The 25,258-nt window shown below is 70.1% G+C and carries 13 protein-coding genes; 4 read left to right on the plus strand and 9 right to left on the minus strand.

Features of this window, described 5'->3' with window-relative positions:
• Window positions 1–94: 94 nt before the first annotated feature.
• Entirely contained in the window at window positions 95–679 is a 585-nt protein-coding gene (locus tag AC3ERS_RS25460) for an HdeD family acid-resistance protein (RefSeq protein WP_431970600.1), read from the minus strand.
• An 85-nt stretch (window positions 680–764) separates the two neighbouring features.
• A complete protein-coding gene (locus AC3ERS_RS25465) occupies window positions 765–1,178 on the minus strand; it encodes a VOC family protein (protein ID WP_431970601.1) in 414 nt (137 codons plus the stop codon).
• 196 nt (window positions 1,179–1,374) lie between these two features.
• Here AC3ERS_RS25465 and AC3ERS_RS25470 point away from each other — a divergent pair, with 196 nt between their 5' ends.
• A complete protein-coding gene (locus AC3ERS_RS25470; protein WP_431970602.1) occupies window positions 1,375–2,349 on the plus strand; it encodes a glycosyltransferase family 9 protein in 975 nt (324 codons plus the stop codon).
• Window positions 2,350–2,353: 4 nt separating this feature from the next.
• Here AC3ERS_RS25470 and AC3ERS_RS25475 read toward each other — a convergent pair whose 3' ends face one another.
• The gene (locus AC3ERS_RS25475) at window positions 2,354–2,671 is read right to left on the minus strand and encodes an ArsR/SmtB family transcription factor (protein WP_431970603.1); all 318 of its coding nucleotides are present in this window, start codon (window positions 2,669–2,671) and stop codon (window positions 2,354–2,356) included.
• A gap of 183 nt (window positions 2,672–2,854) precedes the next feature.
• Between AC3ERS_RS25475 and AC3ERS_RS25480 the strand changes: the two genes are divergently transcribed.
• Together AC3ERS_RS25480 and AC3ERS_RS25485 are read left to right on the plus strand one after the other, a co-directional pair.
• Window positions 2,855–3,550 carry a M23 family metallopeptidase gene (locus AC3ERS_RS25480; protein WP_431970604.1) on the plus strand — a complete coding sequence of 232 codons (696 nt, stop codon included), beginning with the start codon at window positions 2,855–2,857 and terminating at the stop codon, window positions 3,548–3,550.
• Between the two features lie 228 nt (window positions 3,551–3,778).
• Window positions 3,779–4,828 carry a hypothetical protein gene (locus AC3ERS_RS25485; protein ID WP_431970605.1) on the plus strand — a complete coding sequence of 350 codons (1,050 nt, stop codon included), beginning with the start codon at window positions 3,779–3,781 and terminating at the stop codon, window positions 4,826–4,828.
• A 99-nt stretch (window positions 4,829–4,927) separates the two neighbouring features.
• Here the strand turns inward: AC3ERS_RS25485 and AC3ERS_RS25490 are convergent, their stop codons facing one another.
• On the minus strand, window positions 4,928–5,251 hold the full coding sequence (locus AC3ERS_RS25490) for a hypothetical protein (protein ID WP_068061705.1): 324 nt from the start codon (window positions 5,249–5,251) through the stop codon (window positions 4,928–4,930).
• A gap of 264 nt (window positions 5,252–5,515) precedes the next feature.
• Between AC3ERS_RS25490 and AC3ERS_RS25495 the strand changes: the two genes are divergently transcribed.
• A complete protein-coding gene (locus AC3ERS_RS25495) occupies window positions 5,516–5,851 on the plus strand; it encodes an RNA polymerase-binding protein RbpA (protein ID WP_067791875.1) in 336 nt (111 codons plus the stop codon).
• Window positions 5,852–5,919: 68 nt separating this feature from the next.
• On the opposite strand, the gene AC3ERS_RS25500 is transcribed toward AC3ERS_RS25495, so the two are convergent.
• From AC3ERS_RS25500 to AC3ERS_RS25520, 5 genes are all read right to left on the minus strand, one after another.
• Window positions 5,920–6,723, minus strand: a complete 804-nt coding sequence (locus AC3ERS_RS25500; RefSeq protein ID WP_431970635.1) for an ABC transporter permease — start codon at window positions 6,721–6,723, stop codon at window positions 5,920–5,922.
• Between the two features lie 143 nt (window positions 6,724–6,866).
• A complete protein-coding gene (locus AC3ERS_RS25505; RefSeq protein WP_431970606.1) occupies window positions 6,867–7,859 on the minus strand; it encodes an ATP-binding cassette domain-containing protein in 993 nt (330 codons plus the stop codon).
• A 16-nt stretch (window positions 7,860–7,875) separates the two neighbouring features.
• On the minus strand, window positions 7,876–21,567 hold the full coding sequence (locus AC3ERS_RS25510; protein WP_431970607.1) for a non-ribosomal peptide synthetase: 13,692 nt from the start codon (window positions 21,565–21,567) through the stop codon (window positions 7,876–7,878).
• Between the two features lie 376 nt (window positions 21,568–21,943).
• On the minus strand, window positions 21,944–23,635 hold the full coding sequence (lnt, locus tag AC3ERS_RS25515) for an apolipoprotein N-acyltransferase (protein ID WP_431970636.1): 1,692 nt from the start codon (window positions 23,633–23,635) through the stop codon (window positions 21,944–21,946).
• Between the two features lie 2 nt (window positions 23,636–23,637).
• Window positions 23,638–25,236 carry an amidohydrolase gene (locus tag AC3ERS_RS25520; protein WP_431970608.1) on the minus strand — a complete coding sequence of 533 codons (1,599 nt, stop codon included), beginning with the start codon at window positions 25,234–25,236 and terminating at the stop codon, window positions 23,638–23,640.
• Between the last annotated feature and the right edge of the window lie 22 nt (window positions 25,237–25,258).

Raw genomic sequence — 25,258 nt, forward strand, 5'->3', positions numbered from 1 at the left:
ATGTCGCGCTACCTGGGGTATTGCACGAACAGACCGGAAACGACACCGCCCGGCGCGTAGCACGCACCGGGCGGAGAAGAGGTGGCCGCAGCGATCAGAGGCCCGCCTCGCTGAACCGCGCCGCGTCCTTGCGGACGCCGAAGGAGGTGATGATCTCCATGACACCGAGCACGATCAGCCAGATGCCCGCGACGAGAGTCAGCGTGGCCACCGAGCTGACCGGCCAGACGATCAGGACGATGCCGGCGATCGTGGTGATCACACCGAAGAATCCCTGCCAGCCGCGGCCCGGCAGGTCGGGATCGGAGATGGCGGCCACCAGCATGGCCACACCGCGGAACAGCCAGCCGATACCGATCCACAGTCCGAGCAGCAGGATCGAGGCGAGCTCGTCACGGAAGCAGAAGATGCCGATGATGATCGACAACGCGCCACTGATGAAGTACAGCACCCGCATGCCGGTGCTCTTGGTCGCGCCGAACGCGGCAACCAGCTGCAGCACGCCTGCGACAACAAGATAGATACCGAAGAGGACGCCAGCGACCAACAGGGTCTTGTCCGGCCACACCAGAATCACTATTCCGAGGATCACCGAGAGGACGCCGGTGACCAGAACGGTTTGCCAGGCGGCCCGCACGAGCGCCTGAGCAGGTCCCTCGACCACACTGTTTGTCGTCATGACCAGATGTTATGCCTTGCGGCATAGGTTTTCTGGTCATTCGCTATACAGCGCGCCGCGGATCGACTCCGCGGCGCGGCGCCGGTCAGTCCCCGGACGCGACGATGTTCACCATCCACGCCACGCCGAACTTGTCGCGGCACATGCCGAACTCGTCGCCCCACATCTGCTTCTCCAGCGGCACGGTGACCACGCCGCCCGCGATCAGTTTGTCCCAGTAGCCGCGCAGTTCCTCGCCGTCGTCACCGCTGAGGCTGATCGAAATGCTGCTGCCCGGTTGATATTCCATGCCGGGCGGAGTGTCCGCCGCCATCAGCGTGAACCCGCTCGGCGTCTCCAGCTGGCCGTGCATGACCAGTTCGGCGCCGGGCGATTCCTTGTCGCCGAACTCGCCGAAGGTGTTCACCGCCAGGGTGCCGCCGAACACTTCGCGATAGAACTCGAGGGCAGGGCGCGCGTTGTCGCCGAAGCCGAGATACGGATTGAGCTTGGAGACCATCGGATGCTCCTTAGCTGTCGTTGCCGCCACGTGCGAGGGTACTGCCGCACCGCGAAAAGTGGCGTAGATAACGCTGGACCCGGTCCACGTTTACCGCTCGCGCGGCATGGGAAGTCATCCCTCAGTGGCTCTCGCCGTAAGCACCTGCGGAGCGGGGGTCGCATTTCGTGAGTCTCGGGTTGCTAGGGAGAAGAGGGTGGCGGTTGTACTCGTGCTGCAGGCACGCGGACTCGGTGATCTGCTCACCGCGGTCCCGGCGCTTCGTGCGCTGCGACGCGCCGAGCCGAGCGACCAGATCGTGCTCGCCGCCCCACACCGCCTCAAACCGATCATCGACCTGATCACGTCGGTGGACACCATGGTGCCCACCGCCGACGTGAGCGCGCTGCGCTGGGACGGGCCGTCGCCGAAGCTGGCGGTGAACCTGAACGGGCCGAGCGCCGAGAGCATCGTCGAACTGGTCAAGACCGACCCCGGACGGATACTGACCTACCGCAACCCGGCGTTTCCCGAGCTGGAAGGCCCGGACTGGCAGCCGGAGATGCACGACGTGGAGCGGTGGTGTCATCTGCTCGAATCCGACGGCATCGTGGCCGACCGCCGCAATCTGGGCCTGGTGCCGCCCGTGTCCACCAACAGCCGCCGCGACTGCGTCGTCGTGCACGTCGGCGCGGGCGCGCCCGCGCGACGCTGGCCGCCGGACCGGTTCGCCGCGGTGGTGCGGCACCTGCTCGTGCTCGGGCGCGAGGTGGTGCTCACCGGCGACGAATTCGAACGCGACATCGCGCTGAACGTCGCGGCGCGGGCCGGACTCGCCCAGACGAACGTGCTCGCGGGTCAGCAGAACCTCATCGACCTCGCCGCCACCGTCGCCGAGGCCGCGCTGGTGATCAGCGGCGACACCGGGGTCGCACGGCTGGCCACGGCCTTCGGCACCAGGACGGTGCTGCTGTTCGGGCCGACGCCGCCGCGCTGGGGCGGTCCGCCGCCGCACCTGCTCGCCAGGCACATCGTGCTGTGGGCCGGTCAGACGGGCGACCCCTATGCCGACACTCCCGACCCGGGCCTGTTGCGCATAGGAGTAGCCGACGTCGTCGGCGCTGTCGAGAAGCAGTTGAACCAGCGCAACTCGGCCGCGGCGCGTCGCCCCACCTATCGCCGGGTCGGCTGACTACTCACCCCTCGGCGCTCGCCTCGCTCAGCGCGGCCGAGTAGGCCGCCAGCGCGCTCGGCCAGAACTGGTCGAGGTAATCGCGCGCGTCGCCGAGCCCGCGCGGGTCGAGCGTGTACACCCGCCGGGTGCCTTCCGGACGCACCATGACCAGCCGCGCCGCCCGCAGCACCTTCAGATGCTGGGAGACCGCCGAGCTGCTCACGCCGACCAGTTCGGCCAGCTCCCCCACCGACCTCGGCGCTTGCGGCAATGCCTCGAAAATCGCCCGCCTGGTCGGCTCGGCCAGCGCCTCCAGGGCCCGGACTCCGTTAGTCGCCACTTAAACATTGTGATCAACTAGCGATTAACTGGTCAAGATCGGCTATTACCCAATTTCCGCAGGTTGATAACGGAGGCTCGTCGTGTCGTTATCGGTTCGTGACACACGAGCTGGGCTTTTACCGATCTGTGATGGTAGCCACAAGATAACGAACCGACTATCACGGTCCGTTACGTTCGAGTCATGCCCGTGACCGATCTGTTATCCGCTCTTCGGCCCGGCGCGACTCGCTCTCGCCGGCACCGTGTCGCCACCCGTGCGGTGGCTGTCTCCGCCGCCGTAGGCGCCACTCTCGGCGTCCTCGCCGCTGCCAACCCCGATGACCAGGCTGCCGCGCCCGCGGCCGCCGCCCAGGCCACCGCCGACTCGAGCGCCATCCAGTATGCCGCGTTCACCGACGAGGGCCAGGTCGTCGACCCCGCCTGGGAAGAGCACCGCCTCGCCCAGGAAGCCGCGGCAGCTGCGGAAGCCGCCCGCCCGAAGACCGTTCGCCCGGTCGCCGGACGACTCACCTCCAACTTCGGCAGCCGATGGGGTGCCGCGCACAACGGCCTCGACTTCGGTGACCCGCTCGGCGCCCCCATCTCGGCCGTCACCGACGGCGTCGTGATCGAGGCGGGCCCCGCCTCCGGCTTCGGCCTGTGGGTGCGGGTCCAGCAGGACGACGGCACCGTCGGCGTCTACGGACACGTCAACGACATCCTCGCCGAGGTCGGCCAGCCGGTCCGCGCGGGCGATCTGATCGCCACCGTCGGCAACCGTGGCCAGTCCACCGGACCGCACCTGCACTACGAAGTGCACGATCCCACCTACGGCCCGATCGACCCGATGCCGTGGCTCGCCGCCCGAGGCATCGATGTAGGCCACGTCGAGGAGTGATCCACTCCCGGGGGTTTCGCGAGCAACGATGAGGGGCTCGTGAAACCCCGCCGGTCGTCACTCCCGGCAGCCATGCCCGCGAACAGCGCCGTTCGCGGGCATGTGCGTTTCCGCTCGCCGCTCCCCCGCTCCGGGGTGAGCGGCGGCGCCGTCTGATACTCCGGTACGAGACGCGAATGGCGCTGCGGCGGGACGTGTTCCGGCGTCGCCGGTACCTACTTTCGGGACATGCCGACGACCGAGCTCCGCACCGTCACCCGACGCCACCGCCTCGATCCGCGTCCCTGGCTCGATCTGCCGCGCGGCGTGCGAGGCCTGCACGGTCCGCTGCTGTGGTCTTCGGCGGCGATGACCGCGCTGGCCGTGTTCTCCCTCGGCGCGATGGTCGTCGACGACCGCACGCTGCTGGGGGAATCGGTGTGGTTGAAGACCTTCAAGTTCGGGGTCGCGTTCGCGGTCTACGGGATCACGCTGGCGTGGCTGTTGTCCCTGCCACACAAAGGATCTCGCGCCACCTGGTGGCTCGGCACGGTGTTCGCGGTGACCGGCGCGCTCGATGTCGGCTTCATCGCGCTACAGGCCGCCCGCGGCACCTTCAGCCATTTCAACTCCTCCGACGACCCGGTCAACTCCGTCGGCCAGACGGTGTTCGCCTCCGGCGTACCCGGCCTGTTCTTCGCGAACCTGCTGATCGTGCTGATCTTGTCCTGGCAGCGGCTGGTCGATCGCCCCACCGCGCGCGCCATCCACGCCGGACTCGCGCTGGCCGTGGCGGGCATGGCCCTCGGCTATCTGATGGGATTCACCGGCGGACAACTCGTCCGCGACGCCAACGGACGGGTCGTCGAACTCGAGGCCGGGCACACCGTGCTGCGGGACGCCCCCGCCGCCGAACGCGCGGTCCGCGACGCCGCCGAAGGCATGCCGCTCACCCACTGGAGCACCATCGGCGGCGACCTGCGCATCCCCCACTTCCTCGGCCTGCACGGCATCCAGATCCTGCTCCTGGCCACGTTCCTGCTCACCCGCCTGGCCCGCCGCCACGCCTGGCTGCGCCCCGAATCCATCCGGGCCGCCCTCATCGGCGTCCTCGCCCTCGCCTACACCGGGCTGTTGGCCGTCACCTTCGCGCAAGCGATGCGCGCCCAGTCCCTCGTCCACCCCGACGCCGCGACCCTCACGTCCTACGCCTGCCTCACCGCCTTCGCCGTCAGCGCGACCCTCGTCGTCCGCCGACACGGACGACGACTGGTCGCCGAAGCACAGACAGCCGTGTAGTGAGGACGCCATCGTGACAGCCCACAGCCGTTCGCCCGTTCTCAGCGCAGGCGATCGGCATCCGAGACGAAGTCATCCCGCCCACGTTCGGTGGGCCAGCTAGCGCAGCCGTTCCGCTTCGCGGGCCAAGGTGACGAGGGTCGCGCTGAGGGAGGCGAGCTCGTCGGTGTCGGCGCCTTCGCCGATCGCGGTGGCGATGTCCTCGGCGGCGCAGCGGGCCGCGAACCAGCGGTCCGCCAAGTCGGCGGCCTCCTGGGCGCTGAGCACCACGGAGTCTTCCGGAATACCGGTGCCTTTGAGGCTGTTGCGGTGTTCGTAGGCCCGTTGGCGGCAGGACTGGCGGCAGTACCGGCGACGACGTCCGGCCTCCGACTCGACGATCTCCCGCCCACACCACAGGCAGGACAGCAAGCGGCGCGACATGAGGCAGAACACTAGTGTGTCGCCCGCGGGGTGCGCCCGGAGACCCCCCACCGTGGCCGGACCGCAACACAGCCGACCGCACCGCCGCCCGCGTGGCGAGCAACTACCTCGGCACCGACTACAATGGAACGGTTCACCGTCGCCGTATCGGGAACTATTGACGCAGGCCCGTTCGTTGCACTAGAGGTCCAGCGAGCGCAGGACGCGTTCGCCCGGGCACGGTCGCAGCGCAACAAGACTCGAGCACACAGGGAGAGGCACACCATGGCAGATCGCGTACTCCGGGGCAGTCGGCTCGGAGCGGTGAGCTACGAGACCGATCGCGACCACGACCTGGCCCCGCGTCGGATCGCCCGGTACCGCACCGACAACGGCGAAGAGTTCGACGTGCCCTTCGCCGACGACGCCGAGATCCCCCCGACCTGGCTGTGCCGCAACGGCCAGGAGGGCATCCTGGTCGAGGGCACCACGCAGGAGACCAAGAAGGTCAAGCCGCCGCGCACCCACTGGGACATGCTGCTGGAGCGCCGCAGCAAGGAAGAGCTCGAGGAACTGCTCAAGGAGCGCCTCGAACTGCTCAAGACCCGCCGCCGCGCCTGACGCAGCAGACTACGAAGGCCGCCTCCCGTTCGGGAGGCGGCCTTTTGTCATGACATCGGCGGGGTGTGTCAGCGGCTGGCGACCTTGCGGTAGCGCAGCAGCGCCAACGGCATCGCCACGGCCAGGATCGCGACCGAACAGATGATCGCGTATTCCACGCAATGGTCGGCCGCCCAGCCCGACGGCGGCACGAACGACGGCGGCGACCCGTTCTCGAAGAGCTTGCGGCCGGACGCCGAGACCGCGGTGATCGGATTCCATTCCGCGATGGTGCGCAGCGGTCCCGGCAGCGTCTCGGCGGAGATGAACGCCGAGGAGATGAAGCTGAGCGGGAACAACCAGATCAGACCCGCGCTCTGCGCCACCTCGACGGTCGGCGAGAACAGGCCCGTGACCGCGCCCACCCACGACATCGCGAACGCGAACAGCAGGATGATTCCGAAGGCCAAGGCGGCGTCGGCGACTCCGCCGTTGATACGCCAGCCCACGATGTAGCCGCAACCCACCATGACCGCCAAACTCAGGATGTTCACCACCAGATCCGACAGCGTGCGGCCCATGAGCACCGCCAGCCGCGACATCGGCAATGTGCGCATCCGGTCGATGATGCCCTTCTGCAGGTCGCCCGCCAGGCCGACGGTGGTGAACGCGGCGTTGAAGGCCACCGTCTGGGCGAAGATTCCGGCCAGCAGGAACTCGCGGTACTGGCCGCCGCCCAATGTGGCGCCGAAGATGTACGCGAACAGGAACACGAACATCAGCGGCTGGATCGTCGCGGTCACCAGCAGCGTCGGCACCCGCAGGATGGTCAGCAGATTGCGGTGCGCGACAATCGCGCTGTCACGGAAGACCCGCAGCTTCGGAGGCGTGATCTCCAGGGCCACAGCCGCTTTCGGCTCCGGCTGCCGCGGGGCTTCCTCGGACTTGTCGAGCTCTTCGCGTACCACGGTCGATGCACTCGTCACAGGGTCACCTCACTCACGTGCGCTGGTCGTCGTCGGTTCGCGTCGCTGACTCACGACATGATCTCCTCGGGTACGTCGTCGGTTTCCGATTCGGCGCCCGACGTGGGCGCGGGGGTGCCGGTGAGAGACAGGAATACGTCGTCGAGACTCGGCCGGTGCACGCTCGCGTCGACGACGCACACCCCTGCGTCGTCGAGCCTGCGCAACGCCTGAACCATCGTGCGCGAGCCGTCGCCGACCACCACTGTCACCTCCTCGGTGCCGATATCGTGGCTCGGCTCGCCCACGCCGACCTGGGCGAGCACTCTCATCGCGGGCTTCGCCTCCTGACCGGGGGCCAAGGTGACGGTGAGCCGGTCGCCGCCGATCGAGGTCTTCAGCTCGTCGGCCGAGCCGCGCGCGATGACCCGCCCGCGGTCGATGACGGTGATGCGGTCGGCGAGCAGATCGGCTTCTTCCAGGTACTGGGTGGTGAGCAGCACGGTGGTGCCGTCGTCGACGAGATCGCCGATGACCCGCCACATGTCGAGCCTGCCGCGCGGATCAAGACCGGTGGTCGGCTCGTCGAGCACCACCACAGTGGGGCGGGCCACCAGTGCGCCCGCCAGATCGAGGCGGCGAGCCATGCCGCCGGAGTAGGTGCCCGCGCGGCGGTGCGCGGCATGGTCGAGGCCGAGCGCGTCGAGCAGTTCGGTGGCTCTGGTGGCGGCCTGGCGCGGTGACATCCCGTAGAGCCGGGCCACCATGCGCAGGTTCTCGTAACCCGAGAGGTTCGCGTCGACGGCGGCGTACTGGCCGGACAGGCCGATCCGCCGTCGCGCGCCCGCCGGATCGCGCAGCACGTCGACCCCGGCCACCCGCACCGAACCCGCGCACGGTTTCAGCAGGGTGGTCACGATCCGGACGGTGGTGGTCTTGCCCGCGCCGTTGGGGCCGAGCAGTCCCATCACCGTTCCCGCCGGAATCTCCAGGTCGATGTCGTCGAGCACCCGGACCTTGCCGTAGCTCTTCACGAGGCCGCGCACTTCCACCGCGAGAGTCATGGCCGCACCTCACTCACTACGCATCCTCCTTCGTTGTGCCCGCTTCACCCTCGAGATGCCGGTTCAGCACCGGTCCGATCACGGCGAGCGATTCGGGTGCGGTCATCGCCGAATGACGGCAGAACAGTTCGTGGTCGTGGACGGTCCCGGTGACGAACGGCTCCCACGCCGCGGCGCACCTGGCCGGATCGGACTGGTTGACCTCGTCGTCGGCGGCGGTGAAGAACAGCACGTCACCGTCGAAGGTGCGCGGCCGGAAGCCGTGCGCCAGCACCGTGCCGTTGGCGTAGCCCGCGTACAGCCGTTCCAGGTGCTCGATGGTGAGCGCCGAGAACGCACCGGGCCGCGAGCGCAGCAGTTCTGCCGCATCGAGCAGGCTCATCGTGGGGTCGAGGTCGTCGCCGTCGCCCAGATCGCTGCCGAACTCCGCGATGATCTCGGCGACGCTCGGGATGGCGTGTTCGAGCCATTCGTCGGAGAGCTGGTAGCTGTCCATCATCGCCAGCAGCGCCACCTCGTCGCCGGACTCCTGCAACCGCACCGCGATCTCGTGCGCGATGAGGCCGCCCAGCGACCAGCCGAGCAGGTGGTACGGCCCCTCGGCCTGCACCGACTTGATGTGGGCCACATAGTAATCCGCGGCCTCACCGAGGGAGGAGAAGCCGTCCTCCCCCGCGACGTGCGGAGACTGGAGCCCGTACACCGGGCGGTCGGGTGACAGGTGCGCGAGCAAGCCCGAGTAGCACCAGGACAACCCGATCGCCGGGTGGACGCAGAACAGCGGCGCCGACCGCCTCGCGGAGACCGGCCGGATGGGCAGCACCGGCCCGAGCGCACCGGCCATGGCGGCCGCGGCGCCCTCGGAGCCGGTCAGCCGCGCGGCGATCGCGGCGGGCGTCGCCTCGCCGAACATCACCTGCACCGGCAGGTCGATGCCCTCGGCACGCACCTGCGCGACGACCTTCGTGGCCAGCAGCGAGTTGCCGCCGAGTTCGAAGAAGGCGTCGTCGGCGCCCACCGTCTCCACGCCGAGCACCGACTCGAAGGCCGCGCACAACACCGCCTCGACGGGGTTGCTCGGCGGTCGGTAGCCGCCGGACGCGCTGAACACCGGCTCGGGCAGCGCCTGGCGGTCGAGCTTGCCGACCGGGCTCAGCGGCACCTCGTCGATGAGCATGATCGATTGCGGCACCATGTAATTCGGCACCAGCCCGGCCACGTGCTCGGTCAGCTCCCGCGCGGTGACCTCGGATCCGTTGCGCGGCTTCACATACGCCACCAGCGCCGTGCTGCCCGCCTGCGTGCGGTAGCCGATGGTGGTGGCGAACTCGACGGCGTGGTGGCGGAACAGCGCGGTGTCGATCTCGCCGAGCTCGATGCGGAAGCCGCGGACCTTGACCTGATGGTCGGTGCGGCCGACGTACTCGATCTCGTGCTCGCCCTCCGCGGCGCCGGACCACCAGCGCACCAGGTCGCCGGTGCGGTACATGCGCTCGCCCGGCTTGCCGTACGGGTTCGCGACGAACCGCTGCGCGGTCAGTCCCGACCGGTTCAGGTAGCCGCGGGCCAGCGCGGTGCCCGCCAGGTGCAGCTCGCCGGTGACGCCGACCGGCGACGGGTGCAGCCTGTGGTCCAGGACGGTCGCGGCGACGCCGCGGATCGGACCGCCGATCGTGATCGGACCGCCGGGCTCCATCGGCTGCGAGATCACCGTGACGATGGTGGTCTCGGTGGGGCCGTACACGTTGTACAGGTTGCGGCCCGGCGCCCACCGGGTGACCAGGTCGGGCGGCAGCGCCTCGCCGCCGACCAGCACGTGCGCCAGATCGGTGACGCCCGTCGGGTCGACGGTGCCGAGCGCGGAGGTCGTGATGAAGGCGTGGGTGATCTCTTCCTCGATGAACACCTGTGCCAGATCCGCGCCACCGACCACCCCGGACGGCGTGATCACCAGCGTCGCCGCGCCGCCGAGGGCGAGCAGCAGGTCCAGCATCGCGGCGTCGAAGCTCGGCGTCGCGAAATGCAGGACCCGGCTGCCGGGATGGACGTCGAAGCGCTCCGCGGTCTCGGCGGCGAAGTTGGACAGGCCGCCGTGGGTCACCACGACGCCCTTCGGGGTGCCGGTGGAGCCGGAGGTGTAGATCACGTACGCGGGGTTGTCCACCCGCAGCTGACGCACCCGCTCCTCGTCCGCGATCGCGTTGTCCGATTCCGCGAGCACGGCCGCGCGGAAGTCCGGATCGTCCAGCACGATCCACTCGATGCCGTCGGGCAGCTCCTCGCGGTACTCGGCGAGCGTGATGCCCAGCGCCGCACCGGAATCGGTGAGCATGTGGGTGATGCGCCCGGACGGGTACAGCGGATCGACCGGCACGAACGCCGCGCCGGCCTTGGCCACCGCGAGCACCGAGGCGACCGACTCGACCGAGCGCGGAATCCCCAGCGCCACCAGCGTTTCGGGTCCGACACCGCAGCCGATGAGCACGCGGGCCAGCCGGTTGGTCCAGCGATCCAGCGCGTCGTAGGTCACGTGGGTGCCGTCGGAACGCAGCGCCACCGCCGTGCGGTCGACGTTCGCCGCGGCCTCGAAGACCTCGGGGAAGACGATCGGGCGGTCGGCTTCGATACCGCGCACCGGAGCCAGCCCGGTCCACTCCTCCGGGTCGAGCAGCTCCAGATCGCCGACCGCGGCGGTCGGCGTCGCGGCGATCGCCGAGAGCAGCCGCATCAGGCGCTTGCCGAGCCCGTGCGCGGTCCGCTCGTCGAACAGATCGCTGGCGTAGTTCACCGCGAGGGTGAGGCCTGCGGGCTCGCGCTGCGCGGTCTGCTCCTCGGTGAGGGTGAACTGCAGATCGAACTTGGCGATCCCGGTGTCGCCGTCCTCGGCCTCGATGTGCAGCCCCGGCAGCTCCAGTGTCCGGACCGGGCGGTTCCGCACCGAGAGCATGACCTGGAACATCGGGTGGTGCGACTGCGAGCGGGTCGGGTTCAGCACCTCGACGAGCCGTTCGAACGGCAGGTCGGCGTGGGCGAACGCGTCCAGGTCGGCGTCGCGCACGCCGTGCAGCAGGTCGGTGAACCGCGCGTCGGGATCGATCCTGGTGCGCAGCACGAGCGTGTTGACGAACATGCCGATCATCCGGTCCAGCGCCGGGTGGCCGCGACCCGCGATCGCCGTGCCCACGGCGATGTCGTCGGTGGCCGTCATCCGGTGCAGCAGCACCGCGAGCGCGGCGTGCAGCACCATGAACATGCTGACGTTGTTGGTAGTGGCCACCGTCTGCAGTTCCCGGTGGGTGACGGCGTCGATCGCGCATTCCACCGTGCCGCCGCGATAGGAAGGCACCGGCGGACGCGGCCGGTCCGCGGGCACGCTCAGCAGCTCTGGGACGCCGTCCAGCGTGGTCCGCCAGTAGTCGAGCTGGTGGCGCAGCACGGAGTCGGGATCGTTTTCGTCCCCGAGCGTATCCCGCTGCCACAGTGTGTAATCCGCGTACTGCAGGGTCAGCTCGTCCCAGTCCGGCTGCTGCCCGGCGCAGGCGGCGCGGTAGGCCGTGGCCACGTCGGCGGCCAGCGGTTCCAGCGACCAGCCGTCCATGGCGATGTGGTGCACGACCAGCACCAGGACGTTGTCGGTGGAGGCGGCAGGCGGCGCCATGCCGTCCGGATCGGGTTCGTCCGACACCGTGATCAGCGCCGCGCGCAGCGGCACGGTCTCGCCGAGGTCGAATCCCGGTTCGGCGAAACGCCGCACCGCGTCGTCGACGGCGTCCGGGGTGACGGTCGCGACGAACAGGGTCACCGCGGCGTCGTCCTCGTCGAGGACGACCTGGGCCGGTTCGCCGTCCAGCTCCGGGAACACCGTGCGCAGCGACTCGTGCCTGGCCTGCACCTCGTGCAGCGCATGCACCAGCGCGTCGACGTCGAGCCTGCCGCGCATCCGCAGCACGACCGGAATGTTGTAGGCGCCCGCGCTGCGGTCCGGCCCGTCGGCGGCCGCGCCGACCTCGTTGAACCGGTTCAGGAACCACAACCGATGCTGCGCCGCGGAGAGCGGAATCCGATCGGGCCGGTCGCGCCGCACCGGCTCGGGACGCGTGGCCGTTCCCGCGGGACCGGAGTCGAGCATGGCGGCGAGCTCGGCGACGGTCGGCGACGAGAAGACGCCGCGCACCTCCAGCCGGGTGTTCGTCGCCGCCTCCAGCCGGGCCACCAGCTGGGTTGCCAGCAGCGAGTTTCCGCCGATCTCGAAGAAGCTGTCGGTCGCGCTGATCGTCTGCACGCCGACCAGTTCGGCCATCACCGCGGCGACCACCTTCTCGGACTCGGTCTCCGGCGCGCGCCCCGCGGACACGGCGGTGAACTGCGGTTCCGGCAGCGCCGCGATGTCGAGCTTGCCCACCGGGGTGAGCGGAATCCGGTCCAGCACCGTGATGCTCACCGGAACCATGTGCGCGGGCAGCTGTTGCGCCACGTGCTCGCGCACCGCGTCGACGTCGATGCCTGCCCGCTCGTCGGACGGGTGGACGAAGGAGACGATCCGGTCCGCGCCCGCGATGTGCCTGACCTCGGTGTGCGCGAAGCGGACACTCGGATGTGTGCCCAGCGCGGCGGTGATCTCGCCGAGCTCGATGCGGAATCCGCGGACCTTCACCTGATGGTCGCTGCGGCCGAGGTACACCAGGTCGTGGTCGGCGTTCCAGCGCACCACGTCACCCGTGCGGTACATGCGCTCGTTCGCCGGGCCGAACGGGTCGGCGACGAACCGGGCGGCGGTCAGGCCGAAGCGCTCGAAATAGCCTCGCGCCATGCCGAATCCGCTGAGGTACAGGTCGCCCGGCACGCCGACCGGCACCGGCCGCAGCCGATCGTCGAGCACCATGGCCCGCGCGCCGCGCACCATCGTGCCGATGGTGATCGGCGCGCCGACGGCCACCTCGCTCGCGGTGGCGACGACGGTGGTCTCGGTCGGGCCGTAGCCGTTGAACATCAGCCGTCCCGGCGCCCACCGGTCGACCAGTTCCGGTCCCCACGCCTCGCCGCCGATCATCAGAGAGCGCAGGTGCGGCAGCGGCCAGCGTTCGCTGTCGATGGTGGCCAGCGCCGCGGGAGTCATGAAGGTGTGGCTGACCCGCTCGCGGTCCATGAGCGCGGCGAGCTCGTCGCCGCCGTAGATGTCCGGCGGGCAGATCACCATGGTCGCGCCGGAACCCACCGCGAGCAGCAGGTCGAACACGGCGGCGTCGAAGCTGGGCGAGGAGAAGTGCAGCGTCCGCGCGTTCGCGTCGACCCGCATCCGGTCCCTGACCTCGTCGGCGAAGTTCGAGACTCCGCCGTGGGTGACCGCGACGCCTTTCGGCTTACCGGTCGAGCCCGAGGTGTAGATGATGTAGGCCAGCTCCGTCAGCGGCACGGCACGCAGCCGCTCGGACTCCTCGATCGTGCTGTCGTCCCATCGATCCAGCTCCGCGATCAGGGTCGGGTCGTCGAGCAGCAGCCAGTCGGTCGACACCGTGCCGTCGATGGACCCCGTGCCGTCGATCGTTACCGTGTCGTCGGTCGCCGCGTGCAGCCGTTGGGCGTGCGTGGACACGGTGACGCCGACCTGGCAGCCGGAGTCGATCAGCATGTGCCGGACGCGATCCACCGGGTAGTTCGGGTCGACCGGCACGAAGGCCGCGCCGGACTTGGCGACCGCGAGCACGGTGAGCACCGATTCGATGGAACGGGTCAGGCCGAGCGCGACCCGATCGCCCGCGCCGAGTCCGCGCCCGATGAGGGCACGGGCCAGTCGGTTCGAGAGACGGTCGAGCTCGGCGTAGGTCAACGCGATACCGCCGGACCGCACCGCTTCGCGCCGCGCGTGCCGTCGCGCCGTGGCGGTGAAGTAGTCCGCCAAGGTGAGCTGCGGGGTGGTCGCCCCGCCGGTCGCCGGGCCGAGCAGCCTGCGCTCGGTTTCGGTGCGCGCATCGATCGCCCGCACCGGCATGCGCGGGTCCGCGCTGACCGTGGCCAGCACGCGCAGGAAACGATCGGCAAGCGTCTCGACCGTCGAGGCATCGAAAAGTTCTGCCGCGTAGACGAATTCGAAGGCGCGCGCGCCGTTGTCGCGGGTCGCGACCCGCAGTTCCAGATCGAACTTGGCGCGCGCGATGTCGAGTTCCTCGGCGCTCAGCGCCAACGCGGGCAGCTCCAGGGTCGGCGTGGGGCCGTCCTGAACGGTCAGCGCCACCTGGAACATCGGACGGTTCGCTCCGACGCCCATGGCGCGGCCCAGCTCCTCGACGACGCGCTCGAACGGCACGTCGGCGTTGGCCATCGCGCTCAGTTCGGTGTCGCGGTCGGCGCGCAGCTGGGCGACGAACGGCCGGTCCGGATCCACATCGGAGCGCAGCACCATGGTGTTCACGAACATGCCGACCAGCTCGTCGAGCTTGGTATCGGTGCGGCCCGCCACCGGTGTGCCGATGACGATGTCGCGCCCGCCGGTGACGAACCGCAGCAGCACGGCCAGCGCCGAGCGCAGCACCATGAACAGGCTGACACCCTGCGCACGCGCGAGCTCGGCCAGCGCGCGCTGGACCGGCTCCGGCACGGTGAACCGCACGGTGCCCGCCTGCTGGGTGGGATCGAGGGGCCGCGGCCGGTCGTACGGCAGCGGCAGCTCGGCGGGCAGCTCGGCCAGCTCGTCGCGCCAGTAGGCCAGCTGAGCGGCCGCGACGCTGTCCTGGTCGTTCTCGTCGCCGAGGGAGGCCCGCTGCCACAGCCCGAAGTCGGCGTACTGCACCGGAAGTGGCGCCCAGCCCGGCACCCGGCCGTCGCGGCGCGCCGCGTACGCCATCGCGAGGTCGCGGGTCAGCGGGCCGAGCGACCAGCCGTCGGCCGCGATGTGGTGTAGCACGATGCCGAGCTGATAGCGCTCGGCGCCGGTGCGCAGCAACACGATTCGCAGCGGCGTGTCCCTGGTCAAGTCGAAGCCGCCGCGCGCGAGCACGCGCAGCGCGTCCTTCGCTGCCGCCTCGTCGACCGCGATCGGCTCCACCGAGGGCAGTGCCCGGCCGATCGGCAGCACCAACTGCTGGGCGCCGCCGCTGTCCTCCGGGTACACGGTGCGCAGCACCTCGTGCCGCTCCACCAGATCGGTGAGGGCCGCGCGCAGCGCCGCCACATCCAGATCGCCGTCGATTCGAATGACGAATGCGATGTTGTAGGCGCTGGATTCGGGCGAGAATCGATTGAGGAACCACAGTCGCTGCTGCGGCAGCGACAGCGGGATGCGTCCCGGACGCGGGGTGTGAACAGCCAGCGGCACCCGTTGCGTCCGGGGCGCTTCCGCTATCCGCAGCGCGACGGCGGCGACCGTCGGCTCCTCGAACAGCGTCCGCACCGGCAGGTCGACGCCGAACTCTTCGTGCAGCGCGGCCGCCAGCCGGGTGGCGAGCAGCGACGTGCCGCCGATGTCGAAGAAGCTGTCCTCGGCGCCCTGGACCGGATGCCCGAGCACAGCGCCGAACACGCCCGCCACCCGGATCTCGGCCTCGGTTTGCGGCGCCCTCGACGGACCCGCGCCCGCGAACACCGGCTGCGGCAAGGCCTTTCGATCCAGCTTGCCGGTCGGCGCCACGGGCAGCTCGTCGAGCACCATCACCGAGGCGGGCACCATGTAGCCGGGCAGCCGCTGCCGCGCGGTCTCCAGGATCGCGGCCGGCGTGACGGACGCGGCGTCCCGTTCCGCCGTCACGTACGACACCAACCGCGGGTCGCCGTGCTCGCCGGTGTGCACCAGCGTCAGCGCGAAGCTCACCCCGGGATGCGCACGCAACGCGTGATCGATCTCGCTGAGCTCGATGCGGAAGCCGCGGATCTTGATCTGGTCGTCGGCCCTGCCGAGGAAGCGCAGGCGCCCGCCGAAGTCGGCGACCACCAGATCGCCGGTGCGGTACATCCTTTCGCCGCGCCTGCCGTGCGGGTTCGCCGGGAAGCGTTGCGCCGTCAGGCCGTAACGTCCCAGGTAACCGCGGGCCAAGCCGGGGCCGGACAGGTACAGCTCGCCGGGCGTGCCCGGCGGCACCGGGTGCAGGCGCGCGTCGAGCACGAACAGGCGCATGCCGCGCACCGGCATGCCGAGCGGCACCGGACGTCCCGCGGCCATAGGGCCGGACGCGGTCGCGGCGACGGTGGCCTCGGATGGTCCGTACATGTTGTGCATGCGGTGCCGTGCCGACCAGGTCGTCACGAGTTCCTCCGAGCACGCCTCGCCGCCGACGATCACGGCCTCGAGTTCGTCGAGTCCCTCGTCCGGCACGGTGGCCAGCGCGGCGGGGGTGATGAACGCGTGCGTGACGTGTTCGGTGCGCAGCAGCTCCGCCAGCTCCGCGCCGCCGTACATTCCCGCGGGCGCGATCACGATCGTCGCGCCTGCCGCGAAGCCGAGCAGCAGTTCCAGCACCGAGGCGTCGAAGCTGGGCGACGAGAAGTGCAGTGTGCGTGCGGAATCCGTGACGCCGAACAGATGCGTCTGTTCGCTGGCCAGCGACGCGATACCCGCGTGGGTCACCACGACGGCCTTCGGTATGCCGGTGGAGCCCGAGGTGTAGATCAGGTACGCCGGGTGGCTGGTCCGTAGCGGGTGGTAGCGGTCGACGTCGGTGACCGGCGCGGTGGACTGGTCGTCGCATTCGTCGGCCAGTTCCGTCGAGCCGAGCACCAGCCAGTCCACGTACGACTTGCGGTGCCGCCCGCGCGGTGCGGGCCATTCGGGCATGGCGGCCAAGCACTCCGGGATGGTCAGGCCGAGAATCGCGCCGGAGTCGGCGATCATGTGCCCGATCCGCTCGGCCGGGTACCCGGGATCGATGGGCACATACGCCGCACCGGTTTTCGCGACCGCCCAGATGGCGGCAATCGAGTCCAGGCTGCGCGGCAGCGCGATGGCCACCACGACCTCGGGCCCGGCGCCGTGCTCGATCAGCACGCGCGCCAAGCGGTTCGACATCTCGTCGAGCTCACGGTAGGTCGTGTCCTGCCCGAGGTAGCGCACCGCGACCGAATCGGGGAGTCGCTCGGCGGTGGCGGTGAGCAGGCGGGCCAGCGAGATCTGGGGCTCGGCGGGCGCCGCCGCGATCGGCACCAGGTTGGCCGATTCCTTGCGATCGAGGATGTCGATGTCGCCGACCGGCCGCTGCGGCGCCGCGACCGCCGCGGTGAGCAGCGCGACGAACCGCCGCGCGAACCACTCCACCGTGCGCTCGTCGAAAACGTCCTTGGCGTAACCGAATTCGGCGGCCAGCGGTCCCTCGCCGAAGCTGTCGTGCACCTCGAGCTGCAGGTCGAACTTGGCGATGTCGGACGCGAGCGGCAGCACTCGGGCCGTCACGTTCGGCAGATCGATGGCGAGCTCCGGCGTGCCGTCGTAGGAGAGCATCACCTGGAACAGCGGGTGCCGTGCGGCCGTCCGCTCCGGGTTGACCACCTCGACCAACCGCTCGAACGGCACATCGGCGTTGGCGAACGCGTTGAGGTCGGTCTCACGGGCCACGTCGAGCATGCGGTCGAAGCCCGCCGCCGGATCCACCTCGGTGCGCAGCACCAGGGTGTTGACGAACATGCCGACGAGGTCGTCGAGCGCCGGATCGGAACGCCCGGCGATCGGGGTGCCGACGGCGATGTCGGTGCTCGCGCACAGCCGGGCCAGCAGCGTCGCGAGCGCCGCGTGCAGCACCATGAACATGCTGACGCCCCGGGTCGCGGCGAGTTCCGCTGCGGCACGGCGGGTTTCGGCGGCGATCGTGAAGGCGACCCGGCCGCCGGCGGTGGAGCGACGCAGCGGGCGCGGGCGGTCCAGCGGCAGATCGAGCTGATCGGGCAGCCCGATCAGCGCCGAGCGCCAGTAGGTCAGCTGACGGCTCAGCGCACTGGCCGGATCGTCCTCGTCACCGAGCAGCTCGCGCTGCCAGAGGGAGAAATCCGCGTACTGCACCGGCAGCGGCGTCCACTGCGGGGCGACGCCGTCGACCCGCGCCGCCACCGCCGTCATGAGGTCGTCGGCCAGCGGAATCACCGACCAGCCGTCACCGCAGATGTGGTGCAGCACGATCAGGAACACGTGCTGCTGCGGGCCGGTCTGCCACAGCGCGACCCGGATCGGGGCCTGGCTGCGCAGATCGAAGCCGTACCCGGCGAATTCGGTGGCCAGCTCGGTCACGTCGGCACCGACGGCGTCGATCGGATCCAGGGTGAGCGGGATGTCCGTCGCGGGGTGGATCAGCTGGTACGGACCGTCGACGCTCTCCGGGAAGGTGGTACGCAGGCTCTCGTGGCGCTCGATCATGTCGATGAGGCCCGCACGCAGCGCCGCGTGGTCGAGCGGTCCGTCGAGGCGCACCGCCAGCGGCATGTTGTAGGCGGCGGCGTGCTCGGCGAAGCGGTTCAGAATCCAGAGACGCTGCTGGGCCAGCGACAGCGGAATCCGTTCCGGCCGTTCGGCGGGAACCAGCCGCGGCGAGCTGGTGTCCGGGGTGTGCGAGGCGAAACGCTGGGTGAGCGCGGCAACCGTGGAGGCCTCGAACAGGTCACGGATGGTCAGCGCCGTGCCGAGCGCGACGTTGATCCGCGCCACGGCGCGCGCGGCGATGAGCGAGTTGCCGCCGAGATCGAAGAAACCGTCCTCGAGCCCGATCGCCTCGGTGCCGAGCACCTCGCTGAAGATCGCGGCGAGCGCCCGCTCCACCTCGGTGCGCGGCGCGGCGGTGACCGGCATCGTCCTGGCGACGAGCGTCGGCACCGGCAGCGCCTTGCGGTCGATCTTGCCGTTGGCGCTGAGCGGCAGTTCGTCGAGCTCGATCAGCGCAGAAGGCACCATGTAGGCGGGGAGGGTGCGCCGCAGCGCGGCCAGCAGTGTCGCGGTGTCCAGGCGTTCGAAGTCGGCGCCGGGCGCCGCGACGACATAGGCCACCAGCTCGTCGCCTGCGCGTCCCGCGTGCGCGATGCAGACCGCCCTCGCGACGTGATCGTCGTCGAGCAGCGCGGCCTCGATCTCGCCGAGCTCGATGCGCAGGCCGCGGATCTTCACCTGGAAGTCGGTGCGGCCCAGGTATTCCAGTACGCCCCGGCCGTCCGCCGCCGGCTCCAGCTGCCAGCGGGCGAGATCGCCGGTGCGGTACATGCGCGCCCCCGGCGTGAACGGGTTGGCCACGAAGCGGTCGGCGGTCAGCCGCGGCTGACCGAGATAGCCGCGCGCCAGCTGCACTCCTGCCAGGTACAACTCACCCACGACACCCGGCGGCACCGGCCGCAACTGCCTGTCCAGCACGTAGGTCTGGGTGTTCCAGACCGGCGAGCCGATCAGCACGGTCCCCGGCTCCTCCGGGCACGGCCAGTAGGTGACGTCGACGGCGGCCTCGGTGGGCCCGTACAGGTTGTGCAGCTGGGTCCCGCGCAGCACCCCGTGGAAATCGCGGATGATCGCGGCGGGCAACGCCTCACCGCTGCAGAACACCCGGCGCAGGCAGCCGCACTGGCGCACATCGGTGTCGGTGACGAACACCGACAGCATGGACGGCACGAAATGCGCGGTGGTGATGCGTTTTTCGGCGATGACACGGGCGAGATACGCCGGGTCACGGTGGCCGTCCGGCGCGGCGATCACAAGACGCGCGCCGATCTGCAGGGGCCAGAAGAACTCCCAGACCGAGACATCGAAGGTGGCCGGGGTCTTCTGCAGCACCGCGTCGGTGTGGTCGAGCGAGTACTCGTGCTGCATCCAGCGCAGCCGGTTCACGATGGCCGCGTGGGATACCCCGACGCCCTTGGGCTTTCCGGTGGATCCCGAGGTGAAGATGACGTAGGCCAAGTGCTCGGGGCGCAGCGGCGCCTTCCGGTCGGCGTCGGTGATCGGCGCGGCGTCGAAACCGGAGAGATCGACGGTGTCGAGCGTCAGCACCGGGGTGCGCAGCGGCAACGCGAGCCCGTCGCGCTCGGCGCCGATCAGGCACACGGGTTCGGCCTGGGCGAGGATGCCGTCGATGCGATCGGCCGGATGATCGGGGTCCAGCGGCAGATACGCCGCGCCTGCCTTGACGATCGCGTACATGCCGACGATCAGCTCGATGCTGCGCCGCAGGCAGAGGCCGACCACCGTGTCGGGGCCCGCGCCGCGGGCGATGAGCAGCCGCGCCAATCGATTGGCCTGCTCGTCGAGCTCGCGGTAGGTCAGCACACGGTCTTCGAACTCCAGCGCGGTCGCATCCGGGGAGATCTCGACGCGATCGGCGAACAGCCCGGCCAGCGTGTCGTCCTGGACCGGCGCCTCGGTGGCGTTCCAGTCGCGTAGCACGAGATCGCGTTCGGCGTCGGTGAGGGCGCACAGCGATTCCGCCGCGGTCGCCGGCTCGGACGCCAGGAACTTGCCGAGGAAGTCGAGGAAGCGACCGTGGTGCATGACGACCTCGGTGTCGCCGTACAGCCGCGGGTTGGCCTCGAAGTCGACATGGATGTGCCCGGCCTCGCCGTTGTAGAGGTTGATCGAGAGGTCCTCCACCGGTCCGGTGGCGAGCACGTGCAGCGAGCCGGTCAGATCACCGAACTTCAGTTCGTTGTGGAACAGCATGATGTTGACCATCGGCCCGAAGAAGCCGCGCGCGTCCCTGGAATAGCCGCAGTCGCGCCGGATGTCGTCGTGCCGGTAGCGCTGGTGCCGCAACGCGCCGGTGATCTGCAGCTCCGTCGAGCGCACCACGTCTCCGACGGTCGTGTCGGCGTCGAACCGCAGGCGGATGGGCACCACGTTCGACAGCACGCCCGCCGAACGGCGCAGCGCGACGGTCGTCCGCGCCGCGACGGGCAGGCTCAGCACCACGTCCGAATCGCCGGTCACCGAGCGCACGTAGCACGCGAGCGCCGCGACGAACAGCGTCGAGTTGTTCGTGTCGAACGCCGCCATCGCCGCGGTCATGGTGGTATCGGCGTGATCGTCGAGCATGCCCATGGCCAGGCGCCTGCCCGGATCCGGCGTCGAGGTGGTCACCGCGACCTGGGACAGGCTGAGCGGCCCGCCCGCGTCCGAGAGCTGCTCGCGCCAATAGTCGCGGTCGGTGCGGAACCGGTTGGACTCGCGGTAAGCCGACTCGTCGGCGTAGATCTGTTCCAGCCCCGTCGCGCGCGAGACCGACGGCTCCGTCTGATTCTGCACGGCGGTGTAGATCTCGGCCGTCCGCGTCAGCGCGTTCATCGCGCCGTAGCCGTCGATCACGATGTGATGCCCGCGCGAGTACCAGTAGTACTCGGATTCGCCGACGCGCAGCACCACGTTAGTTGTGAGTGGATCGCGTTCCAGATCGATGGGAGAGCTGGCGTGCTCGGTCATCCAGCGCAGTGCGGCGCCGCGCGGATCGGGCTGGTCGCGCATGTCGACGCGGCCCCAGCCGGGACGGCGGGACCAGTCGACCATCTGGTGCGGAACACCGTCGATCTCCGCCATCCGTACGTGCCCGACCTCGGTCTCGGCACCGAAACGTTCGATCGCGTAGAGCAGGCACCCGATGTCGAGATCCCCATGGATCTCGAGGTACTGGGCGATCGTCAAGGGAACGTCGGGCCGAATCCGCTGGGCATACCACAGGGCCGTCTGCGCTGGGGAGAGAGCGAACGGTTGTGCCGAAAATTCACCCGAAGTGCATTGGTCGACGCGATCGGTGGCCAATGAACTCATTCATCACTCCGTTCTGCCGCAACTGACGCAACTCCCCGACCCCCCACGGCGGGCACGCACGCGCGAGCCGTAGGACGTGTGATCCACGCCCTATGATTCGGAGCACCCCAGATGCCGGATGGCCGACGTATTGGATTTGTTTCACATCGAACGACGTTGGCAGAACGTCTTTTTGGTCAGCTACATTTCCGCAAACTTTTGCGGCGAGCGGCGTCGCGGACCGGAAACACCGAGGTCCGACGGCTGACGCCGCGGACAGGATCGACCTCGCGAGTCACGCCAGCAAACGGCACGCAACATCACGAACAGGCTACGGAGGTCTCGCCTGTCCCGGAAAAGACCGGATGTTCGGTTGTCGATGAGATCGTTATCCAGGTCAGCCGACCGATTGGTCGACCGAAAAACCCTGGTCGGTCGCGTAGACAGACCGCGACCCCCGCCGGCGGGACCATGCAACAACGACGGCGGCAGCGGTCAGGATAGCGGAGACCCATTCCGGTGTGGCGCCGATTCGAGTAGCCAATGTGGTGCTGCTGCGCAACGGCAGGTCCGCGACGAGGGCCGCGGGCACGAACAGATCGGTCTGCTGCGGCACCGCGCCGTCGGCGGTGACGATCGCGCTGACACCGGAGGTCGCCGCGACGACCAGCGCCCTGCCGTGCTCCACCGCGCGTACACGGGACATGGCCAGCTGCTGGTAGGTCATCTCGCTGTCGCCGAAGGTCGCGTTGTTGGTCGGCACGGTGAGCAGTTGCGCTCCGGCCCGCATCGAATCGCGGAAGGCCCGATCGAAGGCGACCTCGTAACAGGTCGCCACGCCGATGTCGACGCCGTCGGCGCGCACCACGCCGTCCCCGTCACCCGGCACGAAATAGCCTGCCCGGTCGGCGTATTCGGAGAACAGCCGGAAGAAGGAACGCATCGGCAGGTACTCGCCGAACGGCTGGATGATCTTCTTGTCGTGCCGGTCCCCAGGGCCGGCCGCGCCGTTCCACACCATCACCGAATTCGTTGTGGTGCGATCGCCGTTCACGAGCACGGCGCCCACCAGGATCGGCGCGTGGATCGCCTCGGAGGCGCGCGTGATGAGCGCCGCGGCGTCGGCGTTGCGCAGCGGGTCGATGTCGGAGGAATTCTCCGGCCAGATCACCACATCCGGCTGCCGCACCCGCCCCGCGGCGACCTCGTCGGCCAGCTGCTCGGTGCGCCGGACGTGGTTGTCCAGCACCGCCCGTCGCTGCGCGTTGAAGTCGAGTCCGAGCCGCGGCACGCTGCCCTGAATCGCGGCGACCGTGATCGTCCGGTCACCGTCGTCAGGGGCGGGCAGCGCGGACCGGAGGATCACTCCGGCGATCGGCATGATAGCCAAAGTCGCTGCCGCGGTGATAATTCCGGTCCTCGATGCGAGACCTGCCCGGGATCTAGCCGAGTTCGCCGAGTCGCTGCCCACGGCCTCGCCCGCCGAGTTCCGCTCGCCCGCAGCGGCCTTCGCCGCCTGGCGCGCCATCGCCAGCCGTTCGACCAGCGCCGCGAGCCCGGTGCCCGTGAGCGCCACCGCGAAGCCGATCAGCGGCGCGCCGCCGACCGCGGCCAGCGACAGGAACCAACCGTCCGCCTGCCCGAAAGCCAGCCGTCCCCAGGGGAATCCGCCGAACGGAAAGCTGGAGCGGATCCATTCGGCCGTCACCCAGGCCAGCGCCACCCACAGCGGCCAGCCGGGCAGCCGCCCGATCAGGTTGGTCAGCAGGCCGAACAGTCCGAGGTAGACCGCGCACGCGGTGGACAGCGCCAGCCACGGCGCAGGTCCGACGTAGATTCCCGTCCATGGCAGCAGCGGCACGAAAAAGCCGAGCCCCGCGAGCATTCCGTAGCCGAAGCCGCCGCGCAGGCTGCCCGCGCCGCGGACCGTCGCGGTGAGTACGGCGATGCCGACCGGCGCGAGGAACCAGAACGGCCGCGGCGGAAAGCTGCCGAAGAGAAGCAGTCCCGCGATCAGCGCGGCCACGACACGCGCCGCTACGCCGCGAAACTGTTCCGGAGCGACGCCGGTGCGCGCGAGGCCGGGCATCGTCATGCCTCGAACAGGGTGGCGCCGCGGTGCACGGTGCGCAGGCACCGGGGCAGCGCCGAATCCGGTTCCAGCGGAGGCAATCCCGGTACCCGCGAGCGCGGATCGGTGGACCAGCGCTGCACCGAATCGGCGGCCGCGGCGACGACGAGATCGTCGGCCTCCCACACCGCGTACGAGGCGGGCGCGCCAGGAACGAGCGTGCCTGCGACGCCGTCGCGCACGCCGCCCGCCCGCCAGGCGCCGCGCGTGGCGGCCGCGAAGGCCGCGCGCGGCGAGATGCCGTGGCCCGGCGTGCGATGGTCGACGGCGGCGCGCACGGCCTGCCACGGGTTCAGCTCGGTCACCGGCGCGTCCGAGCCGATGGCCAGCGACACACCGGCGGCGGCCATGGCCGCGAACGGATTCAGCGCGGCGGCCCGCTCGGCGCCGAGCCGGGCCGCGTACATGCCGTCCGTACCGCCCCATGTCGCGTCGAAACCCGGTTGGACACTGGCGATCACGCCCCACGAGGCGAGCTTGCCGATCTGCTCGGCGTCGACCATCTCGGCGTGCTCGACGCGGTGTCCGCGTGAAGCGACGGCCGGACCGCCGAGCTCGTCGGCGACCCGTTGGAAGCCCGCGACCGCCGCGTCCATGGCGGCGTCACCGATGACGTGGAAGCCTGCCTGGATGCCCGCGGCGGTACACGCTCGCAGGTGCGCGGCGATGGCGTCGACGTCCAGATATCCGATACCCGTCCCGGGCGTGTCGGCGTAGGGCTCGCGCAGCCAGGCGGTGCGCGAGCCGAGCGACCCGTCGACGAACAGGTCGCCGCCGAGCGCGTGCACGCCGAGCTCGGCGACCAGGGTCTTGGCCTGCTCGGCGCTGGTCACGGCTTCGCCCCAGTAGGCGCGGACCTCCACCCCGTGCTCGAATTCCAGCAGTTCGCGCACGTCGTCGCGGCCCGCGATATCGGGTCCGGAGCATTCGTGGACGGCCGCGATGCCGTGAGCGGCCGCCGCGTCCAGCGCCGCGCGGCGCGCCTCGTCCCGCCGCGCGCGGTCCAGACCGCCGAGCACCGCGGCGCGCACGAGGTGGTGCGCCGCACCACGCAGCGGCTCACCCCTGGTGAACCCGGCCGCCGAGGTCACCGCGGGCACGGCGTTCAGCAGCGCCGAGGACACCGCGGCCGAATGGGCGTCCACCCGGGCCAGATACACCTGACGGCCGGGGCCCACCGCGGCATCGATCTCCTCGATCGTCGGCGGGCGGCCCTCGGGCCAGCGGGTCTCGTCCCAACCGTCGCCGAGGATCGCGCCGTGCGGCCGCGCGGCGGCGTGCTCGCGCACCGCCGCGAGGCAGTCGGCCAGCGACCGCGCGCCCGACAGGTCGAGTCCAGTGAGTTTCAGGCCGAGTGCCGTCACGTGCACGTGCGGCTCGACGAACGCGGGCGCGACGAACGCGCCGTCCAGGTCGATGATCTCGGCGTCCGGGTGCAACGCGCGGCCGGGCCGCTCGGCGCCGAGCCACACCACCATGCCGTCGCTGACCGCCATCGCGGTCGCGTCCGGTGAACTAGAGCTGTAGAAACGACCGCCGATCAGCAACTGGGTACCCACGGGTCACCAGTCTGCCGTATGC

It is taken from the genome of Nocardia sp. bgisy134 (assembly GCF_057708325.1).